The organism is Aquella oligotrophica (genome assembly GCF_002892535.1).
Classification (GTDB): Bacteria; Pseudomonadota; Gammaproteobacteria; order Burkholderiales; family UBA11063; genus Aquella; species Aquella oligotrophica.
Map to the genome: position 1 here is coordinate 2,504,846 of NZ_CP024847.1, position 24,024 is coordinate 2,528,869.

Below are 24,024 nucleotides of genomic sequence, written 5' to 3' on the forward strand. Positions count from 1 at the left end.
AGGACACTACCGTGGAACTGATCAAACGTTATTACACTGTACATAAATTTGGTGGCTCAAGCGTAGCCAATGCTGAACGCTTCGTTGAAGTCAAAAAAATCTTAACCGGCACAAAAGAAGTTATTGTGGTCTCAGCTACAAAAGGCACCACCTCAAAACTACAACTATTAATGGATAATGCCCGCGATGGGTTAGCTTGGCAAGAAGAGCTAGCGGCACTTGAGAAATCACATCAGATCATAATAGAAAGTCTATTGCCAGACAATAAACGTGGGGATTTATTACAGGTAATTGGGCATGATTTCGCAACTATTGCCAATGTATTTAATACCGTTAGCCAGATTGGTAATTATTCTACAGACATTCAAGATTTTATTCTTGGCTATGGAGAACAATGGTCTGCACAAATTTTGACAGCCTACTTAGCATTAAGTACAAACACTTTATATCTTGATGCAACTAAAGTATTATACTCATACAAAAAAGACGGTGTAGTTTGCATCGACTGGGAACGTAGTGAAGCAGCACTGATTAATTACTTTCAAGATAAAAAATTTGATCAGCTAGTTGTAACTGGGTTTATTGCTTCAACACCTGAAGGTAAACGCACTACTCTTGGACGCAATGGTAGTGATTTCTCTGGCGCGATTTTTGCTAAATTATTCCATGCAATCGAATTAATTATCTGGACTGATGTTGACGGAATTTATACTGCGCATCCAGCTAAAGTAAAAAATGCTTTCTGTATTGATACTCTTTCATACAAAGAAGCTCTTGAATTAGCATATTTTGGGGCGAGCGTACTTCATCCAATGACTATTGCTCCGGCTCAAGATGACAATATTCCTATTTATATTAAAGACAGCTATAATCCAGCTGCGCCTGGAACGTATATTTCACACACTTCAACCAAATCTGAACACGGAATCAAGGGTCTTACATATGTAGATGATATTGCGCTGATAAATATTGAAGGTGCAGGTATGGCTGGAGTTTCTGGCAGTGCCGCACGAATCTTCCAGATTATGCAACAATGTAATATCTCGGTAATTCTGATCTCTCAAGCGAGTTCTGAACATTCACTATGTATCGCAATTGCGAATAAATTTGCAGCCAAAGCAATTGAAGCATTAAATACTAACTTGCAATTTGAAATTGAAACCGGACAGATTAATAAAGTAACCGCTGATACAACCTGTGCAATTCTTGCTGCTGTTGGTGATGGTATGATTGGTAGTCCAGGAGTTGCTGGTAAATTCTTTGATACTTTGGCAAAAGCTAATATCAATATCCGGGCAATTGCGCAAGGATCTTCAGAACGCAACATTTCAGCCGTTATTGATAGTAAAGATATTAATAAAGCCTTGCAAGCTGCGCACGCTAGTTTTTATCTAGCGGATCAGCCAATTGCGATTGGCTTGATTGGACCGGGCGGAATTGGTGCTGCATTACTAAATCAGATTGCTGCGGCACGAGATTCAGTAAAAGCTAAAAACAAGGTTGACTTATGCTTACGTGGAATCATGAGTAGTAAAAAAATGATTCTTGCTGAGAATGCACTTGATGGCGACTGGAAAACAAATTTTGAAGAAAATGCAACGGAAGCTGATCTAGATAAATTCATTGAACATTTACTAAGCGATGACATTCCGCATGCAGTAATTATTGACTGTACCGCAAGCAATGAACTATCCAAACAATATCTATCATTCTTCAATAAAGGCATTAATATCATTACACCAAATAAACATGCTAATGCAGGTGATCTTGATTATTATCGCCAGATTATGGCAGCATCACATAAAAAAGGCTGTCATTATCTATATGAAGCAACGGTTTGTGCTGGATTACCAGTAATCAGCACCCTTCAAGATTTAGTTAAAACTGGTGATGAAGTAGTTACGATTGAAGGTGTAGTATCCGGAACTTTAAGCTTTATTTTCAATGAACTTGGTAAAGGTCGCATATTCTCAGATGTAGTTAGAGAAGCCAGAGAATTAGGCTATACCGAACCAGATCCACGTGAAGATTTATCTGGTCAGGATGTTGCCCGTAAATTAGTTTGTCTTGCCCGTGAAAGTGGCTATAGTGTTTCACTATCTGATATTCAGGTTACTAATCTGGTACCAGAAGCCCTACGTAGTTGTTCTATAGATGAGTTTCTAACTCGTTTACCAGAATTTGATGGAACTATCATGGAAATGGCAGCCAAAGCTAAAGCTAATAATGAAAAAGTTTGCTATGCTGGTAAAATCCATGAAGATGGCAAAATTACTGTTGCAATTCAGTCGGTAGCTGAATCACACCCACTAGCGCGCTTAAATGGCACTGATAATATCCTAATATTCCAGACTTCACGTTACAATAGTAGTCGTCCAATGGTAATTCAAGGCCCGGGTGCTGGAGCAGAAGTAACTGCCGCTGGTGTATTTGCTGATTTACTACGCTTAACTTCATATCTGTATTAATATAATGAGTAACGTTAAATTAAAAGAAGGGGTTAATAAGCTAACTGCATTTGCCCCAGCAACTAGTGCCAATCTTGGGGTTGGCTTTGACATCCTTGGCTTGGCTCTTGATGCGGTTGGTGATAAAGTTACACTTACTAAACGTGATGATGGACAGATTATTATTGAGAAGATTAATTCAGTTACTGGATTACCTCTTGAACCAAATAAAAATACTGCCTCATATGCCTTACAGAAAATGTGTGAAGAGCTGGATATTAGCTGTGGCTTTTCAATGCAGATTGATAAAGGCATTGCAATGGGTTCAGGAATGGGTGGCTCAGCAGCCTCTGCCGTTGCTGCAGTAGTTGCCCTAAATGGCTTTTTGAGTAATCCAGTTTCGCGAGAGAAATTGGTAGAATATGCTCTTTACGGTGAAGAAATCGCATCTGGCGGACGTCATGCTGATAATGTAGCCCCATGCGTTTTTGGTGGGATAACTCTAATTCGTAGCCTTGCGCCAATGGAGGTCATTAATCTGCCCTATCCAGAACTATATTGCGTAATAATTCATCCGCACCTTCAAGTAGAAACCAAAAGTGCCCGCGGTATTTTGAAACCTGAAATACCACTAAAAAAATACGTTGAGCAATCTGCTCAGCTTGGTGCTGCAATTTGTGCATTTTATCAAAAAGATATTGAATTATTACGCCGTTCAATGCAGGATTTAATCATTGAGCCACAAAGAGCTAATCTGGTAACTGGCTATTATCAAGTAAAAGAAGCCGCCCTTAAAAGTGGCGCAATTACGGCGACTTTTTCAGGGTCAGGTCCAAGTATGCTAGCGTTTTGCGATAGTAAAGCAAATGCTGAAAAAGTAACTCTAGCGATGTTAGCCATGTTTAATAAACATGGAATTGAAGCAGACCAATGGATTTCTCCAATAAATCCAGATGGTGCATATATAATCGAAGATAAATAGTAGCTGCTCTGACTATCTCGCAATAGCTGCGTTGCAAGGCTCCTTATTTACTTCTCATGTAAACCGCGTCGCCTTGCTCCTTGCTTTTGCTAAATATTCCGGCAGCTATAAGGGATTATATAGTATAAATAATTATTTTAGCCAAAAATCCCGGCTTAATTAACACAGGAATAAATCATGTTTTTTTATAGTACTCGTGATAAAAATAACCATAAAAGTGTAAGCGCAGCAATCTTACAAGGCTTAGCAGAAGATGGCGGCTTATTTGTCCCAGAATATTTCCCGCAGATAAATATTGCCGATCTGGATAGTAAATTAAGCTATCCAGAATTTGCAGCAAAAATTCTTGCGGATTATTTTAAAGGCGATCAGCTTGAATCACAGTTACCTGACATCTGTCGGAATGCATTTAATTTTCCGTTACCTGTACGTGAATTAAACGCGAATACCTATATAATGGAATTATTTCAAGGGCCAACTCTGTCATTCAAAGATTTTGGCGCTAGATTTCTTGCTGAATGTATGACTCGTTTATCTAAAGAACGAAAAACTACAATTATCGTTGCAACTTCCGGGGATACAGGTTCTGCGGTTGCTGGTGCTTTTTATCAAAAGCCAAATATTGAAGTTGTGGTGATGTTCCCGAAAGGACAAATTTCCAAACGTCAGGAACAACAAATTACTTGTTGGGGCGAAAACATTCTCTCAGTTGCAGTTAACGGGACTTTTGATGATTGCCAGAAAATTGTTAAACAAGCGTTTAGCGATGAATGGTTTACTAGTCGTGCACATTTGAGTAGCGCGAATAGTATTAATATTGCTCGATTACTGCCACAACTTACTTATTATGCTTATACTAGCTGGCAATTTTTCCTAAAACATGGTGAGAAAGCTGGGTATATTATCCCAACTGGTAATGTCGGTAATTCTACAGCAGCTTTCTGGGCAAAAGCAATGGGCTTCCCAATTCGCGAAATTAGTCTTGCGACCAATGCCAACCGGGTAATCTCAGACTATCTAGATAATGGTAAATTTGAGCCGCGTAAGAGTATTGCAACAATTGCGAATGCAATGGATGTTGGAAATCCAAGTAATTTTGAGCGTCTGAGCTATTTATATAATACTCCTGAAACATTCCGCGCAAATGTTAAAGCCTTTAGCGTTAGCGACGAAGAAATCAGGGAAATTATTACTGAAGTTAATCAGAAATTTAATTATGTGGTATGTCCGCATACGGCAACCGGATATTTTGCCCGCAAAAAGCTTGATGATAAACCGTGGATAATTGCAGCAACAGCAGATCCATGCAAATTTGAAACTATTATTGAGCCAATTATTGGTAATATCTTACCAGTTGCGCCACAATTACAAACGTTACTGGATAAACCAGTCAAATTGGTTGAAACTGATGCTGATATCCGTCAGGTTGCAGCAGCCCTAGCAAATAAGTAGACAAAATAGACTATTTTATAATGACTTACCCCCATTACTAAATAATGGGGGTAAGTCATTTCATTAGCATAAAGAAGACCTACCAATTAAGGTGATGATCTTCCTTACCCGTAAAAGAATTTATAGCTTAGACCATGCATCAGCCCAGTGAGCACCAATACCCGGGGTATATGCGCCACCCTGATTACACCAACCAGCAACATTACATTTATACAAATTACCTTCAACATCGGCAATTGTGCTTCCAACTGCATAAGGTTGTCCTGCTGGATAAGTTTGGTAACCGCTTGGTGCAGCTTTTGGGTGTACTTCTTTCCACGCACCCTCTGTACCTGTCAATGTATATTGTGACATATTACACCAGCTAGCTTCAACACAAGCATATACACGCTGACTTGTTGCATCTTGTACTAGATCACCAACTTTATAACTACCAATACCTGCTGGATAAACCGGATAATTACTCGCTGGTTTCGCATGACTATTTCTTACAACATAAGAAATAGTTCTGGTATCATCTGTTGCGCGATAAACGTAAACACGATTATCTCCGCCAGCAACAAATTTAACCGTATTACCAGATAAAACTCCAGCGCGAACTTTAAGTGAATTGCTAAATACATACTTATTAACCGCATTGGCTACTTGTGTTTCTGCTTTCTCAGGAGTACTAACAGTTACAGCAGGAACCGTTTCTTCAGTACCATTAACTTGCAAGGCAAAAGTCAGTTTGTCTTTAGCTTTAACCAAAGTCGGATTTACCCAGCTACTTAATTTTTCACCAACCGGAGTCCAGGTAGTAATTACCGGATTAGGGTCTTTTTTCTTGGTTAAGCGATAGCTATATTTAACAGTTGGATCTGAAATTGTATGATTAAGATATACATAATTCTTGGTTTTATCATTTTCATTATAAACAACACCACCAGTTGATTTATTTAATTCACCTACTTCAACATATCTCGCATGAGTAGTGTCACTATTAATTTTAGCAGCAAGAACTTTCTCCCAATTATGAAGATTATTTGCTGAAATTGACAGTGAGTAGCTTTCAATTATGCTCTTCACTCCATTTTTAGTTCCAGATAACTCAAAAGTAACCAATTGCCCGGCTTTTGGTGCAGCTGATTCCGCCGCTAGATTAGCTGGCCATGGACCAAGACTCTTATTAAGTACTGTCCAAATCTGCTCAGGAGGAACTACCTGTCCACCTTCTACCTTAACATCTGAACACGAGATGAAATTTTCCCCAGCAGGATCAACCCGTTGCCAGATAGTAACCATCACCTGTTTTTCATCACCACTCATCTCAGGCAATTTGCATTTCCAGCTTGAAGTCTTGTCGCCACTATTAACATACGGGTCGGCTCCCAATGCACAAACTAAATGCAAATCTTTCCAGCTAGGATTTGGCTTATACTGTCCAGGTGCATAATGCGTAATAAATACAAAGTTATTACTGTTTTTATGCCATGCAGAATATGACCAGTTAAACTGGATATCATGCCCAGAACTGATTTTAGTCATCAAGTTATCAGGCAATGACTTATTAAGATCCGGAAAATATTTGGCACTACTATTTTCAGTATAACCACATAAGCGATCATCTTGTATTGGATAGTTATCTTTATAAAATGCCAATGGACCAGTACCATTCTGTTTAGGACTAACATAAGCATTAATCTGTGTTAATGTCATACTACCAAGTTCCTGTGTTGGCATATTATTAGATATCTGATTTGGATTATATTCGATTAAGCCAACCTTGTTAGTATCAACAAGATATGCTGTTCTTGAATAGGGAGCTGTTTGATAGCCATGAGCAAATACCTGACCAGTAGCAAGCGCTAATAGTAGCGTAATTAATTTATTTTTTTTCATATGAATTTCTCTTTTCTGATAAATTATTTTTACTTTTAGGCAGGCTATTTATATTAAATCCTGCCCAATATTAATTTAAAATTAAATAACTATTAAAACCCAAGGTTTACCAAATTGTCAGTATATGCACCAGCTGGATCCCAAGTATTACCACCCCAAGCACTAGGGTAATAATCGTTACCAAGTGCCCACACCATTACTCCACCATAGTACTGGTACTGAGTTGCAACTTTTACAGAGCTAGTATATTCAGCAAGGATTTTTGCATTTCCTGCTGCAGTTTTTTCTTCATACGCCCACATCGTTGCATCACCACCTGCAGTTTTATTTGCTACTGTACCAATTAAGATTTTTGTTGTACTTGGAATACATACTTGATTACCGTTTTTGTAAAGCTTGGTTACTGGATCAAGAGTACCACAATCATTGCTAACCGTTTGGTTCATTGCTTTAGCGATATATTGATGGAAATCAGTATAAGTTTCATCACTGAAGCCACCATTTTCCCGAGGAATCTTGATTACCCCTGGACCAGAGTTATAAGCTTGAAGATTGATATAATCAACATAACCAGCCGCAATTGCTGCTCCATAATCGTTATTTGTAGTTCCTGAAGCTGTTAAAATAAAGTTGCTTGGCTTCGATGAATCAACACTGGTTGGGTTAGATGGATTGGTTACTCCGACCCCATTTGTTGATGCTTGAGGTGCAGTTGATACCAAATACCCCATCTGATGCAAAGCTTTGGCTAATTCGGTAATATTATTGCCAGAATCATTTGCTTCTATATCCAGATCAACACCAGTAACTTTAACTGGAGTGGTAATCTTGCTATTGATATAACGAATGTCCGCATCTAACGATTTGGCTAATGTTGACATATTTTCCGCAGCATTGCTACCGCCACTAAATGAATGGCTACCATTTTGACCACCAAGACTAAGCAACATTACTGTTCCAGATTTAGCATTTTTGGATACTCTTTGGAAAATAGGAACCAATGCATCATCTGCATTATTTGCACAATTTACATGATCCGCATCACAGGCAGAGAAACCAACTATTAAGACATCATATTTAGCAAAAGCAGCATCAGGGATTGCAGCAAAAGCTCCCGTTGCAGTACCATCAATATATCCTACAGCAATATGGTTGCCTCCAGAAGGTTGAGATTTATGTTTAAATGGTACAAGCAAAGTTGTATTTGCTTTAATAGTGCCAGTAACTGGTGCAACCACTTCATATTTGCTAGCAGCGCTAGAAGTTACATTAAGTGTAACTACATCACCTTTTAGCAATTTAAGATTACTAGTTCCATTAGAAGCTGTCAGCTGGTTAAATTTATACTGCTTGCCCTTATAGTTATCTGTAAAAGTAATTGTTGCAGTATCACCAGCATCAAGACCAGTAATTTTTAGCTTAGCAGGAACAATATTTGATTCAGGTTGAGCAACCAAACTGATTGCTCCAAGCTCAGTCGTTTTATTAGCTTTTACTTGAGCTACTTTATTTAATGGATTATAGAATATTCCTTTGATTGCATCTGCCAGACCATATGAAGTTAAAGTATAACGACCCGCTGTCAAATTGCCAACATTGACAGTCTTACCAAATTCAGTATTCATAGTCGCAACCATTTGGCTTTCAGCATTAATAACCGAAACATCTAGAGTATTTTGATCTATTCCAGTTGGTTTATTAATACTATAGCTTATAACGCCTGTAGTAACTTTAGCTGCTGAAAACGATGCCGATTCATAAACTGTCTGACCAGCAGCCAATAAAATTGGATTTGGTGCATTAAACATAATTTTTGGTGGCAAAGTATTTGCAGGAACAGTCAAAGAATAAGTACTAGGTTTAAGTCCATTAAGCTTTTGAACAATCTTGCTTTTTACATTACTATTGGTAATTCTTGCAATTACTGATTCAAATTGTCCACCTTGACCAGCAAGAACTACTGGAATATTACAGATAGTTGGCTCTTGACAAGCAGTAACCAGTTTACTAGTATTTATTGTCAGATTTATGTTACCTGGTTCAACTGGAGTAACTTCGCCATCAGAACTAACTACAGGGTTTACTGGAGCATTACCAAATGGAGAATTATAACCATAGCTGATTTTAACTGATGCATTAGGAGCAAGTACTCCGCCAGTTTCAAGAGTTATTGATAGCTTGGTTGGTCCATTATCATCAGTTATACCAACAACACTTGTTTTTATTTCCATCCAAGGACTAACGGTGCTATATGCAAAACTACTTGGATCTAGACTGGTCGAATCTTCCATGGTTACCTGCATACCATCAAGGCTCTTTGTTTCACCACAACCATTGGTAATAACAAATGAACCGCTACCATAATATTGACCACTAGACTGAAAACTTGAACTCGTAACAGCAAGACACGCAGTAGAAGCATTAGCGGCTTTACTAGCGGTTTGTTCCGTAACCAATGATTGATTTAATAATGGTGTGGCGTACTGTTTAGTTGATGAGAAATCAATAGTTCCAGCAACAGGCACTGAACCAGAAGCAGAAGAAGTACTGCCTCCACTATGGCAGGCACCTAATCCGGCAATCAAAATAACTGGTATAATTCGTTTAATTTTATGTTTCATGCTTTAACACCCCTTTAAAAGTAATAGTATGATTCTTAAAATAATTGCGATAACAATTTCAAGACTTCATTCTACCAAGGAAAGTTAAACATGAAAACCGTCCAAAAATGACGGGGCTCGAGAAATAACCTTATAGAAGGGGAATTACATAAAATTCAGTTAACAACGCGAACTCGGGATAAGTTAATTAGTAAAATTAACCGCCAACGGCGCTGAAAATACTTCTTTATCAAAAGCTTTGTCACCATCTTCTCTAGCAATACCATCAGATTTTAGATTTACAAAATCATAAGACGCAGTATCCATCAGGTGCGACGGGACAATATTTTGCATTGCTCGAAACATAGTTTCAATCCTGCCCGGATGCTTTTTATTCCATTCGGTTAACATATCTTTGATTACCTGACGTTGCAGATTTGGTTGAGAACCGCATAAATTGCATGGGATAATCGGAAATTCTTTAATCATTGCATAACGCGCAATATCTTTTTCGGCACAATAAGCTAATGGACGAATAACAACATTACTACCATCATCACTCACTAGCTTAGCAGGCATACCTTTTAGTTTTCCACCGTAGAACATATTTAGAAATAGCGTTTCAAGGATATCATCACGATGATGTCCTAAGGCGATTTTCGTTGCGCCAATTTCTCGCGCCACCCGATATAAAATCCCCCGGCGTAAACGCGAGCATAAACCACAGGTCGTTTTACCTTCAGGAATCACCCGTTTCACGGTAGAATAAGTATCTTCTTCGATGATTTTATATTCTACCCCAAGACTTTCAAGATAATTTGGCAACACTTCCTTAGGAAAGCCCGGCTGTCCCTGATCAAGATTTACTGCAATAAGGCGAAATGATATTGGTGCGGATTTTTGAAGACTCATCAGAATATCAAGCATACTATAACTATCTTTACCACCAGAGAGACAAACCATTACAGTATCACCAGCTTCAATCATATTATAATCATTGATAGCCTTGCCAACGCCAGCGCGTAAACGTTTTGCCAATTTATTTATTTCGTATTGCTGATCCATAGTGATGCTTTTATCTGATATTTAAGAGGTTATTTTATATGTTGATGCAACAAGAATTGCAACTGAGATTACAATTTTAAAGAGGACAATATTATACAGTAATTTTGCACTACGTTTTAAGAAAAAAACGACATACAGATAATTTATTAAAATTATTTGCTGCATAGCAACATGATGATATAAAATAGGCGTTTGTCCATAATTCTTAGTCCATCTTTCTAAAGGTAAAATGTTAATGAGTGGCTTCCAAAAAATTGAAAAACTAATTAAAGAACATGATATTAAATTCGTTGATTTACGATTTAGTGATACACTAGGCAAGGAACATCATGTTACCCTACCAGCCGATGTAATCAGTGAAGATTTATTTAAAATCGGACATCCTTTTGATGGCTCTTCAATTGAGGGCTGGAAAGGAATTGAAGCATCTGATATGTTATTACGACCTGATGCAAATACATTAAAAGTTGACCCATATTTTGATGATGCAACCCTATTTATGACTTGTGATGTTGTTGAGCCAGCGACAATGGAAGCCTATGATCGCTGCCCACGCGGGATTGCCAAGCGAGCTGAAGCATTTATCAAAGAAAGTGGAATAGGTGATACTGCTTATTTCGGTCCAGAGCCAGAATTTTTTATTTTTGACTCGGTAACTTTCGGCGCTGATATGAGTGGTTGTCACTACAAAATCAATGCTGAAGAAGCGGCATGGAGTTCTAGTGCCGAGATTGAAGGTGGTAATACTGGACATCGCCCAAGAGTTAAAGGTGGATATTTCCCTTTACCACCAGTAGACTCACATCAAGATTTACGTGCTGCTGCCTGTCTTACTCTATCTGAATTAGGCGTGCCGGTTGAATTACACCACCATGAAGTAGCAACTGCAGGTCAATGCGAAATCGGGACTAAATTTAGTAGTCTTGTTGAGCGTGCTGACTGGTCACAAATTTTAAAATATGTAGTGAGAAATACTGCTCACCGCTATGGTAAAACTGCTACTTTCATGCCAAAACCAATCGTTGGTGATAATGGTTCTGGTATGCACGTACACCAATCAATCTGGAAAGGCGGCAAAAACCTATTTGCGGGTAAAGAATATGCTAATCTTTCTGAAACTGCCCTACACTATATCGGTGGGATTATTAAGCATTCAAAAGCCTTAAATGCAATCACTAATCCAACAACTAACTCGTACAAACGTCTAGTACCGGGATTTGAAGCACCAGTAATCGTTACTTACTCAGCTCGTAATCGTTCTGCTGCAATTCGTATTCCATTTACTACATCAGATAAAGCTAAGCGAATTGAAGTTCGTTTCCCGGATCCGATGGCTAATCCATATTTAGCATTTAGCGCAATGTTAATGGCAGGTATTGATGGAATTATCAATAAGATTGATCCAGGTAAAGCAATGGACGTAAATCTATATGAAATGCCAGAAAGTAAACTAGCAAAAATCCCTCAGGTTTGTTCTAGTCTAGAAATGGCACTGGAAAATCTAAATAAAGATCGTGCGTTTTTAACTCGTGGTGGCGTTTTCACTGACGATTGGATCGATAGTTACATTCAATTAAAAATGCATGAAGTAACAACATATCGTATGACAACTCATCCGATTGAATTACAGATGTACTATAGCCTGTAACAGCCTGTAGAAAATGCATTTAAAGCCACTAATAAAGCTAGTGGCTTTTTTAATTGAAAAATATCGGGTTTTGTGAGAAAATCGGGGGTTATTACTTTAATAAACCCAGCAGTAAGGTTACTATACCTAAAAATTAAGATTTGACCAGAAAAGTTACATAAAAGCAGTAACTTACGACGCAAAGAAAAGTACTATTTACAATGAAATTTTTAAAAATCAAAAAAAGAATACTCGCATTAGCACTAATAGCGGCAACTATTATATACCCCGCCGTATCAGTAGCCGATGATATTAATGATTTAAGCGGAGTTTCATCTGATGATAGTAGCTCGGATACTGTCAAAAAAGATGCAACCTCCAGCGATGCAATTGGAAACATGCTCCTTCAATCAGTAAGCCTGATGGGCATTGCCTATAAATGGGGTGGAAATACTCCCGATACCGGGATGGACTGCAGCGGTTTTGTACGTTATGTATTTAAAAAATCTCTCGGCATTAATCTCCCAAGAACAGCTGCTGAAATGGCAAAAGTTGGGAAAAAAGTCAGCCCTGACGACCTAGAACCGGGTGATTTAATTTTCTTTAATACCAGACGCGGCTCAAATACCCATATTGGGATCTATCTGGGTAATAATAAGTTTATTCAGGCGCCCCGAACTGGTGAGAACATAAAAATCACTGAATTTGATGGCTGGTGGCGACAACATTTTAACGGTGCTAAACGAGTAGTTCAGGAAAATGTTGATGACAATGGTAATACGTCTGTCGAAAGCTATCAGGACATTCACGATGAAGCACTACCAAGTAGTTATCGTGGAAAATCATCCAAACATGCAGGTCGTTCGCGGTATAGTTCCAAAAAACATGCAACTACCACCAGTAAAAAATCTGGCAGCAAAAAATCTTCCACCAAGAAGAAGCGTAAAAAACATTGATAAATGAAATTACAAATTCCAACTTGGCATAGAAGCAATGGAGAGATAATTGCCTGCACCGAGAAAATCAAGGTTATGCGTGAAAATATTGAAGAGCTGCAACAATATTTGCAGGATGCCTTTGAGGATGCCTTACTAATGGATGTTGATGAAACCCAATTCCGGCAGTTTTTGCTGACTCTAGTCAACAACCTCGACAATCCCTATAAGGATCAAAATGTTTAATAAATTTGAATTACTGGTTGGTTTGCGTTATTTACGTGCCAAACAAAAAAATAGCTTTGTATCATTCATCTCACTAGTATCAATAATCGGTATAGCACTGGGTGTGGCTGCACTTATTACTGTACTATCTGTAATGAATGGTTTTCAGCGTGAGATTCGCAACAAGATAATTGGCGTAACTTCGCACATGCAGATAATTTCGGCAGCAAATGCACTTTCTAATTGGCAGGATACGGGTAAACTTACCATGAAAAATAAGGAAGTCCTTGCTTATGCACCTTATATTGACGGTCAAGGACTCATTTCATTTAGCGGCAGCGTTAGTGGAATACTAATTCGTGGCGTAGAACCAGAATATGAACCAAAAGTAGATGATATTACCAATAAAATCGTTCAGGGTACATTCAAAAGTCTTGAATCAGACAGCTTTAACATCGTAATAGGTAAAGAACTCGCCCGCCAGCTTGGTGCAACTTTAGGTGATAAAATCACTTTAATTACTCCAGATGGGCAAATTACCCCGACAGGAATGATTCCAAGATTGAAGCAATTTACCATTAGTGGTATCTTCGATAGCCACATGTATGAATATGATACTTCATTAGTATTTATTAGTCTTGCAAAAGCACAGGTATTATTCAAAACACCAGATAGTGTAACCGGATTACGGTTGAAGGTTGATGATGTAATGCGAACACAAATAATCAAAAACCAGCTTTATGGAATCTTGCCCGGAGATCTGATAATTCAAGACTGGATTGATCAGCATCAAAACTATTTTGCAGCTGTTGCCATGGAAAAGAAAATGATGTTTGTAATATTAACCCTAATCGTAGCAGTAGCCGCATTTAATCTTGTTTCAACTTTAGTAATGACAGTAAACGATAAGCGTCCGGACATTGCAATTCTACGCACAATCGGAGCATCAGAGAAAAGCATAATGAAGATATTCATGTTACAAGGTGGGGTATCCGGGATTATTGGAACAGTCAGTGGGACCGTCCTTGGTGTGATCCTTGCCCTGACCATTGGCGATCTGGTTCATGGCATAGAAATGCTTACTCATACTAAACTTATTTCTGGTGAAGTCTATATGATAGATTACCTGCCATCTCAGGTAGAGTTTAGTGATGTTGCCAGTATATTTACTGTGTCAATTATACTAAGTATTTTGGCAACCATTTATCCAAGCCGAGCCGCGGCAAAAACCAACCCAGCTGAGGCACTGCGCTATGAATAATAATTATATTTTGCAAACTACGAAGCTTTCAAAATCTTTTACCCAATCCAGTGGTGACAAGCTACAAATTTTTAGCAATATTAATTTTAACCTTGAAGCCGGTGCAACTGTCAGTATCGTTGGCAGTTCAGGAAGCGGCAAAACATCACTATTACAGATATTAGCTGGTCTTGATAGCCCTACCGATGGATACGTTAGTATAGATGGCGAAAATTTACAACAAATGAATAGCAACCAGTTATGCCAATTACGCAACAAGAAGCTGGGCTTTATTTACCAATTTCATCATCTACTGCCGGAATTTACTGCTCTTGAAAATACTCTAATGCCATTAATCATTGGCAATAAAAGTGATAAACAAGGTAAAGAGTATGCAAATTATATTCTAAGTAAACTCGGACTAGGTAAACGTACACAACACTACCCGAGCCAACTATCTGGTGGAGAACGCCAGCGCGTAGCAATTGCTCGAGCTGTAATTAACCAGCCAAAGATAATATTTGCAGATGAGCCAACTGGAAATCTCGATAATACCACAGCCCATCAGGTACTTGATATTTTTCTTTCGCTACAGCAAGAGTTAAATACCAGTCTCATTATGGTTACTCATGACCATGAGATAGCCAGCCGAACACAACAAAAGCTTACCCTGCATAATGGTGAATTAGCTAATTAATCGTAAAATGTAAATACTCATACTATGTAACCCCGTAACTGTCGGAATATGCTAGCAAGAGAAGGCGCAAGATGGACACGTGTGTCCCGCGGGTTACATGAGAAGTAAATGAGGAGCTTGGCAACGCAGCCATTGCGAGATAGTACAAGCAGTTACCGTAAAATAATTATAATGGCTTCAATAATCCAGCTATAAAATTGGTTATCTGTTAAAATACTTCTACTTTGGGGGCTCTTGTGCTTAACTCCAAGAACTATTTTTTTATTTATGAAGAGAGGAAATTTACAATTGAGAAATAAGCTTATGCAATTAATGCTTGTAGTGGGTAGTATTTACATCGCCGTAACAATAACTGGCTGTGCAAATGCTGCTCTAGCAGTAACTGATCCGCGAAGCATAACTACTCTTACCGATGATCAATATATTATGCGTAATTTACAAGTAAAATATATGGATAAAGAGTTTGAAAGTGCACATATTCAGACTACCGTTTATAATCATGAAGTTTTATTGAATGGACAAGCTTTAAGTCTTATCCAGCGTCATAAAATAGTCGAAGCAGCAAAAAATATGGACCGCGTAACAAAGGTTTATGATTATATGTATATTGCTAAAACTGATACTGCTTCAACAACTGATGATACAATGATTACAGCTACCGTAAAAAGTAAACTTTTTGCTTCTGAAGACGTGAATAGTAATGATGTAAAAATAGTTACCTATGCTGGTGATGTTTATATTTTAGGAATCATCAAAAAAGAACAGCTAAAAAACATGGTAACGGTTGCAAGCAATGTTGATGGTGTTAAAAAAGTTATCCCTCTAGTTCACTATAAAACATCAGATAGTAAGCTCAATCTACCAGGCACAGAGTAATTACTCTCAAAAAAGCTCTTTAAAGCACTGTTTTTATATCAGTGCTTTTATTTTGCCCATACGATAAAAAATAACCGCTGATTTCTCAGCGGTAAGGCAGAAAATTGCCAGCGATTGGCAATCAAGGGAAGAATAAATTAAAATGAAAAAGTAGCCAGAATTATACTATTTGCTAAAAGATCTCGTTGTCCCTTGGTGGGACACATACAAACTAATAGTTTTAGCTACAAAAGAGAACCCCTTACACAAACGCAAGGGGTTTATCTCAAAATATGCTTGGAGGGGTGTAATTATAAATAAGCTGCGAAGTATCAAAGCCCTGATCTTTTGCAATCAATATTATTGCCTTAAGATCGCTTTCTGGCACATTTTCAGAACGGGATAATATCCAAAGGTACTTATGATCCGGGCTTCCAACCAATGCCATCTTATTATAATCAACATTCAAAACCCAATAATCCCCATAACCAAAAGGTAGCCAGCGAATAAATTTTGGCAAGAATGTCACCTTCAATTTAGCAATATTATGTGACTCGACAAAGCTTGCCATTCCTTCTGCAATCTCAGGAACACTATCCCGAGTATTACATTCATTAGTAACAATTATTTTATTGTCATCATCTGGGTTTAGCTGATACGTTGCGGTAACTGGTGGCAGACATTTATCTTCGAATTTATTGGGTAACCTTGCAATTTCATACCACTTACCAAGGTATTTGCTACTATCAAAATTATCAATTGCAGCCATATCACCAGCATAAGCAGTAATATAAACAGTAAACAATACAAAACTCATTAGTAATTTTTTCATATTTTCTTTCTATCTAAGTCTTTATAACAACATATAAGCATAAAAAACAGGCTAGGAAAAAGATCTATACTCAAGAAGGAATAACTCCTGATCATTTCGCACAAAAAATATCAATATACTTAATAAATAGGTACTTAATAAAGCTAAAATAAGTTTAGAGAGTTTATGGTGCCGGGAGAGGGACTTGAACCCTCACGCCATTGCTGGCACCGGATTTTGAGTCCGGCGCGTCTACCAATTCCACCATCCCGGCTAAAAGATGAGATAGAGATTATATATTATGTTTAGAATGAACGTCAAAGTATTTTACAAAAATCAAGCTAAAATTAAAATCTATACTCAATCAGATTCGAAATACTGGTAGGCGACACAAGCGCCGCCGCCTACAACTAGTAAGCAAGAAGCTTGGCAACACCCCAGGATGATGAATCTATTTGAGTATAACTACTTCATAAGTATCTTATTACTAATATCATTTAGGACATTAATCCGAACATTATCCTCAACAAAACAGTTTCCCGAGTAGCAACTTAAGTGAGCGTAATAATTATATAGACCGTCAGCTTCAGCTACAGGATACATGTTTTTCTTGAACATAATCACATAATCACTGGCAAATCCGAAGCGGATTACATTACCATACAGAAAGCAGCCGTTGCTAGTACGTTCAATAATCTCCGGATTATTTATTGCCATATTTGTATCTTTAACCGAACTATTTATTTTCCTACCGATCAATTTGCACTGATTGGAATCAATAAATAATAATGGATTTACTTCCATAAAATTTATCATTTCTGCCGTACGATATAACATCATGCTAAACGGTTTAATCATTAATGCCAGAAAAAGCAAAATAAATATCAAGCGGAATTTACCCAAATGTAATGCATTTCTTTTATGCTTATAAGCCAGATACAGATTCATCAAAAAGAAATAGAGTGATGCCCAAGTAGCTACCACCAATATTTCAATTACTGGCTTTAATGTATCATGAGAGATCAAGCGAAGACATAAATAAAAAGTCAATAACAGCAAGATCAGCTTAGTTGGCAAGAAAATCCGCGGAATAATATGTGGTAAGCGATAACCAATATAATTAAATGAAAGGATTATTAGAAATGGGTAAATAAAAATCACGAGCAAGGCAATTGATAGCTGCAAAACCACAAAGGTCGCATAAGCAGTAAGGCTTGACTGGGGAATAAAAATATAAGTAGCTCGCTGCGCTTGGATGCTAAGGGCAACCACCAGTATAACCATTAGAATTGGAAGAATACTTTCTAGTCTAAAGATATGACGTAGAATATTCTTAAAAATAAAAACATTAAATTTTTCCAGATCAGCTTCAGACCATTCTTTGCAATATTGCCTAAATGAGCTGGTTAAATAAGTAAGCATAACTTTCCATATCTATAAAAAAAGTCCAGTATCTATTTTAACTGGACTTTTATATTTTTTGTAAGTATAACTTACTCAACCAGATTCGAAATACTGGTAGGCGACAAGAGCCGCCGCCTACAACTAGTAAGCAAGAAGCTTGGCAACAACCCAGAATTATGAATCTGATTGAGTATAGATTATTGATAAACTGGGAATCTACCACATAAAGCCAGTGCCTGTTGCTTGACTTTTTCAATCACAGCCTGATTATCAGGGTTTTCTAAGACATCAGCAATCATATTGCCAAGCTCTTCACATTCAGCTTCTTTAAATCCACGGCTAGTAACTGCTGGAGTTCCTAGGCGAATACCACTAGTTACAAACGGTTTTTCTGGATCATTTGGGATCGCATTCTTATTAATCGTAATATTAGCATTACCCAATACCTCTTCAGCAACCTTACCAGTAATCCCCTTAGCACGTAAATCTACTAGCATAACATGCGACTCGGTGCGTCCAGATACAATCCGCAGTCCACGCTTAATCAATGTTTCCGCCAATACAACTGCATTTTTCTTAACCTGCTCCTGATAGGCTTTAAAATCAGGCTCTAATGCCTCACCAAAAGCAACCGCTTTAGCCGCAATCACATGTTCAAGTGGTCCACCCTGTAAACCTGGGAAAATTGAAGAATTTAACATTTTGCCATGCTCTTCTTTGGCAAGAATAATCCCACCACGCGGACCACGTAATGTTTTATGCGTAGTAGAAGTAACAAAATCAGCATGCGGTACTGGATTAGGATAAACACCAGCTGCGATCAAGCCTGCATAATGCGCCATATCTACCATCAATAATGCACCACATTTATCAGCAACTTCACGGAAGCGTTTAAAATCAATTGCAAGAGAATAAGCCGATGCACCAGCAACGATTAATTTTGGCTTATGCTCCATCGCTAAACGCTCAACTTCAGCGTAATCAATCTCTTCTTTATCATTTAAACCATAGCTGATAAATTTGAATAGTTTGCCGGATAGATTAACTGGCGAACCATGTGTCAAATGTCCACCGTGAGCTAAGGACATCCCAAGCACCGTATCACCCGGTTGTAATACTGCAAAATAAACTGCCTGATTTGCTTGTGAACCAGAATGTGGCTGAACATTGGCATACTCAGCACCAAATAACTGTTTAATCCGATCAATAGCAATTTGCTCTACCTGATCAACATAATAGCATCCACCATAATAACGCTTTTGTGGATAACCTTCGGCATATTTATTGGTAAGGACAGAACCTTGTGCTTCAAGAACTGCCTTTGATACATAATTTTCAGATGCGATTAGTTCAATATGTTCTTCCTGACGACGAGCTTCCTCGCCAATCAGATCAAAAATTGCTTTATCACTATTTTTAAGTACATTATTTAGTTTATTCATCGATAAATTCTCCTAAATCATATTTAATATTTAAATATATAAAAACTATTCACGCCCATACATATCATCATAGCGGACAATATCGTCTTCGCCAAGATAATTACCACATTGAACTTCAATAATCACCAGTGTTTCATCTTCACTAGCATTCATTAAACGGTGTTTATCACCCGCTGGGATAAAAGTTGACTCATTTGCTAATAATCGTACAACCTTATCTTTATGTAAAACAGTTGCCTCACCATCAACAACAACCCAATGCTCACTCCGTTTAGCATGAGACTGCGCAGATAATGCATGCCCTGGCTTTACTTCAATCCGTTTAATCTTATAAAAAGGACCTTCCTCAAGCGTAGTATAAGTTCCCCACGGACGATGGACGGTTTGGTGCAATTCCGAAGTGCTATGCTGCATTTTTTTCAGTTGCTCAAAAATGTGCTTTACGTCCTGCGTCTGATTTTTGTTAGCAACCAATAGCGCATCCGGAGTATCAACCACAACTAGATCAGCAATATCTACACCCGCAATAATCCGATTAGTGGAATAAACCAAGCAGTCCTTGGTATTATGTAAAATACTTTCACCAATTATTGCATTCCCATTCGCATCTTTGGGTAAAGTTTGTGCAATTGAGAGCCATGAACCAATATCTGACCAACCAATAGAACAGGGGATCACTGCTGCCTTGGCAGTTCTTTCAAATAAGGCATAGTCAACTGAGATATTTTCCGCATTAATGAATAATTCAGGATTTAGCTTTACCGACTTACCAGTATCCGAATCATTTACCACCGAATTTGACAGACACTTGTGTACATCACGAACCAATTTAGGTGAGTTTTTCTCAAATTCAGCCAAGAAAGTTTTCACCTGACCGCAAAACATACCCGAATTCCACTGGTAATCGCCAGATTCAACGTATTGTGTTGCTAGTTCTAAATTTGGCTTTTCCACAAATCGCTTCACGGCAAAACCACTACCAATCTGGGTTGCTGTATCTGCCTCAATATAGCCATAACCTGTTTCAGGATATTCTGGATTAATTCCAAAGGTAACCAGATAGCCAAGCTTTGCCATTTCTACCGCTTTTGCTACAGTGCTATTAAATGCATCAAGATCAGTTATCAAATGATCAGCCGGTAAAACCAGAATTATTTCATCTTCAGTATAGTTTTCTTTAGCAAAAATAGCTGCTGCAAGAACAGCTGGCGCAGTATTACGCCCAAATGGTTCAAGGATGAAATCACAGCGAATACTTTTATCATTTATCTGCTGATATTCATTATTCATCCGAAAATGAAGCTTTTCATTGGTAACAGTCAGTATACTCGTGATTGACTCTGTAAGGGTAGCAGAACGGGAAAAAGTATTTTGTAATAAACTTTTACCATCAGACAATTTAAGAAATGGTTTTGGGTCAGCCTGCCGTGAAACTGGCCATAAGCGTGAACCACTACCGCCTGAAATAATTACTGGAATCATAACATCCTCATGAGAGTGATTACTACTAAGCTTAGATTAAGGCTATATTATACGGTAAAAACCCAGTGTAATGGCTTATAATTAGATGATCCTAAATGATATTTCTGAAAACGCAAATTCTGAATTACTTTACTCAGATAGACGTCAGTGAATCTGATTTAAGTATCGCAGAAACCTTTATAACAACACAAAAAAATTAATGAAACAAAGTTGGGACAGAGTTTAATGTTTTATGCTTGCCCATAATGATGCAGCAACAATTAATACTCCTCCTAGCCAGCTAATTGGACTTAAAGACTCATGAATAACTATTGTAGCATATAAAGCGCCCCACACTGGTTCACTACCCATTAATAGTGAAACCTTAGTTGGAGAGGTACGTTTCACCGAGAAATTTTGAACAAAAAAAGCAAACATAGTACAAAATAAAATAAGATAAATTAAATCAAGCCAAAAAACAGCACTGGAGGGTAAAATCTTAAGTTGATCATAGTTTAATAACAAACCAAGTAAAAGACATCCTAATCCAACAATACCAGTTTGGATAGAAGTAAGAAAAACCATATTTGTAGGAGCATCCTGCGTTAATTTTTTTGTAAATGTAACCATGAATGCTCTCATGATAGCCGCAGCAATTATCAAATAATCACCCAAATTTAGATTAAATGATCCATCTTTATTCTTACTTAGTAGAAATGCACCAATGACAGATAAAAATGCTGCAACAATAATTGTCTTTTGTGGACGCTCTTTTAATACCAGCCATTGGATAAACGGAGTCAGAACCACATATAAGCTAATTAAAAATGCCGAGCTTGAAGCTGTTGTTATAGATAAGCCATAGGTTTCACTAATAAAAATTAGTAGTAATACCAGACCTAAAGGAACCCCTATTTTTATATTTGCTTTGATACTATCGGCACTTAAGCGAAAACAAGATGGTAGAAAGACTAGAAATGTAATACAAAATCTCAATGCAAGAAATCCTAAAACAGGATAATATAGTACCGCATGTTTAGCAACACCATAACTAGTTCCCCAAACAATAGCTACCAGTAATAGCAAAATCACATCAAGCCATTTTGAATAAAAGAACTGGTGGAGAAATGTCAACTTTGCCATAAGAGCTCACATGAATTAAAATAACATTTATAAGCATATGTTATCATAACGTTAGACTGTATAATAGCAATTTGAGAAATTATACCCACACACTATAATCAAGTACAAATTTGTCCATCCTTGAAACTATTCAATTAAGCTATACGCAGGCATTAAAAATCAGCGAAGATAGCTTAATTAAGAAACCCCCAATAAAAGCCTAGTATCTTCTTCTAACTACTTCACCAGAAAAATAGTTGCATCAAATCTTAAAATCGGATAGAATTACGGGCTTACATTAATTTTTAAAGGTGATGAGATTATGGCACGAGTATGTCAAGTGACAGGCAAAAAGCCTATGGTTGGTAACAACGTATCTCACGCAAATAACAAAACCAAACGTCGTTTTTTGCCAAATTTGCAATCACGCAAATTCTGGGTTGAAAGCGAAAATCGTTGGGTTCGTCTACGTGTAACTAATGCTGCTCTACGTACCATTGATAAAAAAGGTATTGATGTAGTTTTAGCCGAATTACGCGCGACAGGTCTTGCTATCTAATTTATAAGGTACAATCATGCGTGAGAAAATTAAACTAGAATCATCGGCAGGTACGGGGCATTTTTACACTACAACTAAAAATAAACGCACCTCAACCGAAAAATTAGAGCTTACTAAGTACGATCCTAAAGCACGTAAACACGTTCTTTATAAAGAAACAAAACTTAAATAAGCATTAAAAAACCGAAGATTAACTCTTCGGTTTTTTTATTACCCAGCCCTATACTTACCAGAAGATATGCAAAATCTTGAAGATTGCTGCACCAAGTAGCATACATACAGGTAAAGTCAAAATCCATGCAGTAACCATTGAACGAACCACATTCCAGTTTAAACCTTTACCAGTATAGCCTGCCCCATAATTGAGCCAGATGCAGCTTGTGTCGTACTAACCGGAAGCCCGAAGTGAGAGGCTGCAAGGATTAATGCACCAGAACTTAGCTCCGCAGCAAATCCATTTGCCGGACGCAATTTGGCAACTCGAGTACTTAGGGTTTTAATAATTTTCATCCCCCCAGATAGAGTCCCCAATGCCATTGCCAACGCGCAAATAACAATAACCCAAACCGGAATATGTGCGGCATCGCTAACGAGACCAAAACTAAATAATGCTAGTGTTATAATTGACATTGTTTTTTGTGCATCATTTGAGCCATGACTAAGTGCCAACAAACTACTAGATAAAACTTGTAACTCACGAATAAAGTTATTTGCTTTTCTTGGATGGTTATTATTATGTAATGCCCGCATGACTATCAGCATGATTGTCAGCGCGAGGAAAAAAGCTAGAATCGGTGAAATAACCATCGGAATAATTACTTTATTCACTAAAGTAGCATATTTAACAGCTGAGAAGCCATCCGTAGCAATTACTGCCCCAGCAAGAGAACCAATCAATGCATGCGAAGAACTGGATGGTATCCCCAGTGCCCAAGTTGCTAGATTCCAGCTAATTGCTGAAGCTAATGCTGCAATTAGTACTACATGGGTAACAAGATTAGAATCAACCAAACCTTTACTAATAGTTGTGGCAACCCCGGTACCCATAAAAGCGCCGATAAAATTAAAGATTGCGGCAATGATAATTGCCTGATAAGGAGAAAGTGAGCGGGTAGCAATTGGAGTAGCTACAACGTTTGCCGTGTCATGAAAGCCATTGATAAATTCAAATGCAAGAGCAACAATAATAATCGCGATTAAAATTACCGAGGGACTCATA

At 37.8% G+C, this 24,024-nt stretch carries 20 protein-coding genes and 1 tRNA gene; 11 read left to right on the forward strand and 10 right to left on the reverse strand.

The annotated features are described in order from the left end of the window. The first annotated feature begins 11 nt into the window (after positions 1–11). The 3 genes from thrA to thrC all read left to right on the forward strand — a co-directional run bounded on the left by thrA (position 12) and on the right by thrC (position 4,881). Complete coding sequence (gene thrA / locus CUN60_RS11415) at positions 12–2,468, forward strand: bifunctional aspartate kinase/homoserine dehydrogenase I (protein ID WP_222593266.1); 2,457 nt, start codon at positions 12–14, stop codon at positions 2,466–2,468. A gap of 4 nt (positions 2,469–2,472) precedes the next feature. Further along, positions 2,473–3,429, forward strand: a complete 957-nt coding sequence (locus CUN60_RS11420) for a homoserine kinase (protein WP_102952163.1) — start codon at positions 2,473–2,475, stop codon at positions 3,427–3,429. A gap of 177 nt (positions 3,430–3,606) precedes the next feature. After that, positions 3,607–4,881: a threonine synthase gene (gene thrC, locus CUN60_RS11425; RefSeq protein ID WP_102952164.1), complete on the forward strand. Its 1,275-nt coding sequence runs from the start codon at positions 3,607–3,609 to the stop codon at positions 4,879–4,881. Positions 4,882–5,001: 120 nt separating this feature from the next. Here thrC and CUN60_RS11430 read toward each other — a convergent pair whose 3' ends face one another. The 3 genes from CUN60_RS11430 to ttcA all read right to left on the reverse strand — a co-directional run bounded on the left by CUN60_RS11430 (position 5,002) and on the right by ttcA (position 10,427). After that, the gene (locus CUN60_RS11430; protein ID WP_102952165.1) at positions 5,002–6,762 is read right to left on the reverse strand and encodes a lytic polysaccharide monooxygenase; all 1,761 of its coding nucleotides are present in this window, start codon (positions 6,760–6,762) and stop codon (positions 5,002–5,004) included. Positions 6,763–6,854: 92 nt separating this feature from the next. After that, entirely contained in the window at positions 6,855–9,383 is a 2,529-nt protein-coding gene (locus CUN60_RS11435) for a glycoside hydrolase family 18 protein (RefSeq protein WP_102952166.1), read from the reverse strand. A gap of 183 nt (positions 9,384–9,566) precedes the next feature. Continuing rightward, a complete protein-coding gene (gene ttcA / locus CUN60_RS11440; RefSeq protein WP_222593267.1) occupies positions 9,567–10,427 on the reverse strand; it encodes a tRNA 2-thiocytidine(32) synthetase TtcA in 861 nt (286 codons plus the stop codon). 235 nt (positions 10,428–10,662) lie between these two features. Here ttcA and glnA point away from each other — a divergent pair, with 235 nt between their 5' ends. The 6 genes from glnA (at position 10,663) to CUN60_RS11470 (ending at position 16,027) form a co-directional block, all read left to right on the forward strand. Next, positions 10,663–12,075 carry a type I glutamate--ammonia ligase gene (gene glnA, locus CUN60_RS11445; RefSeq protein ID WP_102952168.1) on the forward strand — a complete coding sequence of 471 codons (1,413 nt, stop codon included), beginning with the start codon at positions 10,663–10,665 and terminating at the stop codon, positions 12,073–12,075. 200 nt (positions 12,076–12,275) lie between these two features. Then, the gene (locus CUN60_RS11450; RefSeq protein ID WP_102952169.1) at positions 12,276–13,010 is read left to right on the forward strand and encodes a C40 family peptidase; all 735 of its coding nucleotides are present in this window, start codon (positions 12,276–12,278) and stop codon (positions 13,008–13,010) included. A gap of 3 nt (positions 13,011–13,013) precedes the next feature. Further along, positions 13,014–13,235 carry a hypothetical protein gene (locus tag CUN60_RS11455; RefSeq protein WP_102952170.1) on the forward strand — a complete coding sequence of 74 codons (222 nt, stop codon included), beginning with the start codon at positions 13,014–13,016 and terminating at the stop codon, positions 13,233–13,235. Then, positions 13,228–14,475 (forward strand): lipoprotein-releasing ABC transporter permease subunit, encoded by a 1,248-nt coding sequence (locus tag CUN60_RS11460; RefSeq protein WP_102952171.1) that lies wholly within the window; start codon positions 13,228–13,230, stop codon positions 14,473–14,475. Before CUN60_RS11455 ends, CUN60_RS11460 begins: the two co-directional genes overlap by 8 nt. Continuing rightward, positions 14,468–15,151, forward strand: coding sequence for an ABC transporter ATP-binding protein (locus CUN60_RS11465; protein WP_102952172.1), 684 nt, complete (start codon positions 14,468–14,470; stop codon positions 15,149–15,151). Before CUN60_RS11460 ends, CUN60_RS11465 begins: the two co-directional genes overlap by 8 nt. A 288-nt stretch (positions 15,152–15,439) precedes the next feature. Continuing rightward, a complete protein-coding gene (locus tag CUN60_RS11470) occupies positions 15,440–16,027 on the forward strand; it encodes a BON domain-containing protein (RefSeq protein ID WP_158649407.1) in 588 nt (195 codons plus the stop codon). A gap of 265 nt (positions 16,028–16,292) precedes the next feature. Here the strand turns inward: CUN60_RS11470 and CUN60_RS11475 are convergent, their stop codons facing one another. From CUN60_RS11475 to CUN60_RS11500, 6 genes are all read right to left on the reverse strand, one after another. Beyond that, positions 16,293–16,838, reverse strand: coding sequence for a lipocalin family protein (locus CUN60_RS11475; RefSeq protein ID WP_102952174.1), 546 nt, complete (start codon positions 16,836–16,838; stop codon positions 16,293–16,295). A gap of 166 nt (positions 16,839–17,004) precedes the next feature. After that, a tRNA-Leu gene (locus tag CUN60_RS11480) sits at positions 17,005–17,091 on the reverse strand. Positions 17,092–17,282: 191 nt separating this feature from the next. Beyond that, entirely contained in the window at positions 17,283–18,239 is a 957-nt protein-coding gene (locus CUN60_RS11485; protein WP_102952175.1) for a hypothetical protein, read from the reverse strand. A gap of 179 nt (positions 18,240–18,418) precedes the next feature. Further along, the gene (gene glyA / locus CUN60_RS11490) at positions 18,419–19,663 is read right to left on the reverse strand and encodes a serine hydroxymethyltransferase (RefSeq protein WP_102952176.1); all 1,245 of its coding nucleotides are present in this window, start codon (positions 19,661–19,663) and stop codon (positions 18,419–18,421) included. A 45-nt stretch (positions 19,664–19,708) separates the two neighbouring features. Next, entirely contained in the window at positions 19,709–21,145 is a 1,437-nt protein-coding gene (locus CUN60_RS11495; protein ID WP_102952177.1) for a mannose-1-phosphate guanylyltransferase/mannose-6-phosphate isomerase, read from the reverse strand. A gap of 222 nt (positions 21,146–21,367) precedes the next feature. After that, positions 21,368–22,267: a DMT family transporter gene (locus CUN60_RS11500; protein WP_102952178.1), complete on the reverse strand. Its 900-nt coding sequence runs from the start codon at positions 22,265–22,267 to the stop codon at positions 21,368–21,370. A gap of 301 nt (positions 22,268–22,568) precedes the next feature. On the opposite strand from CUN60_RS11500, the gene rpmB reads away from it, so the two are divergent. Together rpmB and rpmG are read left to right on the forward strand one after the other, a co-directional pair. Continuing rightward, a complete protein-coding gene (gene rpmB / locus CUN60_RS11505; RefSeq protein WP_102952179.1) occupies positions 22,569–22,805 on the forward strand; it encodes a 50S ribosomal protein L28 in 237 nt (78 codons plus the stop codon). Between the two features lie 16 nt (positions 22,806–22,821). After that, a complete protein-coding gene (gene rpmG / locus CUN60_RS11510) occupies positions 22,822–22,977 on the forward strand; it encodes a 50S ribosomal protein L33 (protein ID WP_102952180.1) in 156 nt (51 codons plus the stop codon). Positions 22,978–23,135: 158 nt separating this feature from the next. Here the strand turns inward: rpmG and CUN60_RS11515 are convergent, their stop codons facing one another. Continuing rightward, positions 23,136–24,023 (reverse strand): inorganic phosphate transporter, encoded by an 888-nt coding sequence (locus CUN60_RS11515; RefSeq protein WP_222593268.1) that lies wholly within the window; start codon positions 24,021–24,023, stop codon positions 23,136–23,138. Between the last annotated feature and the right edge of the window lies 1 nt (position 24,024).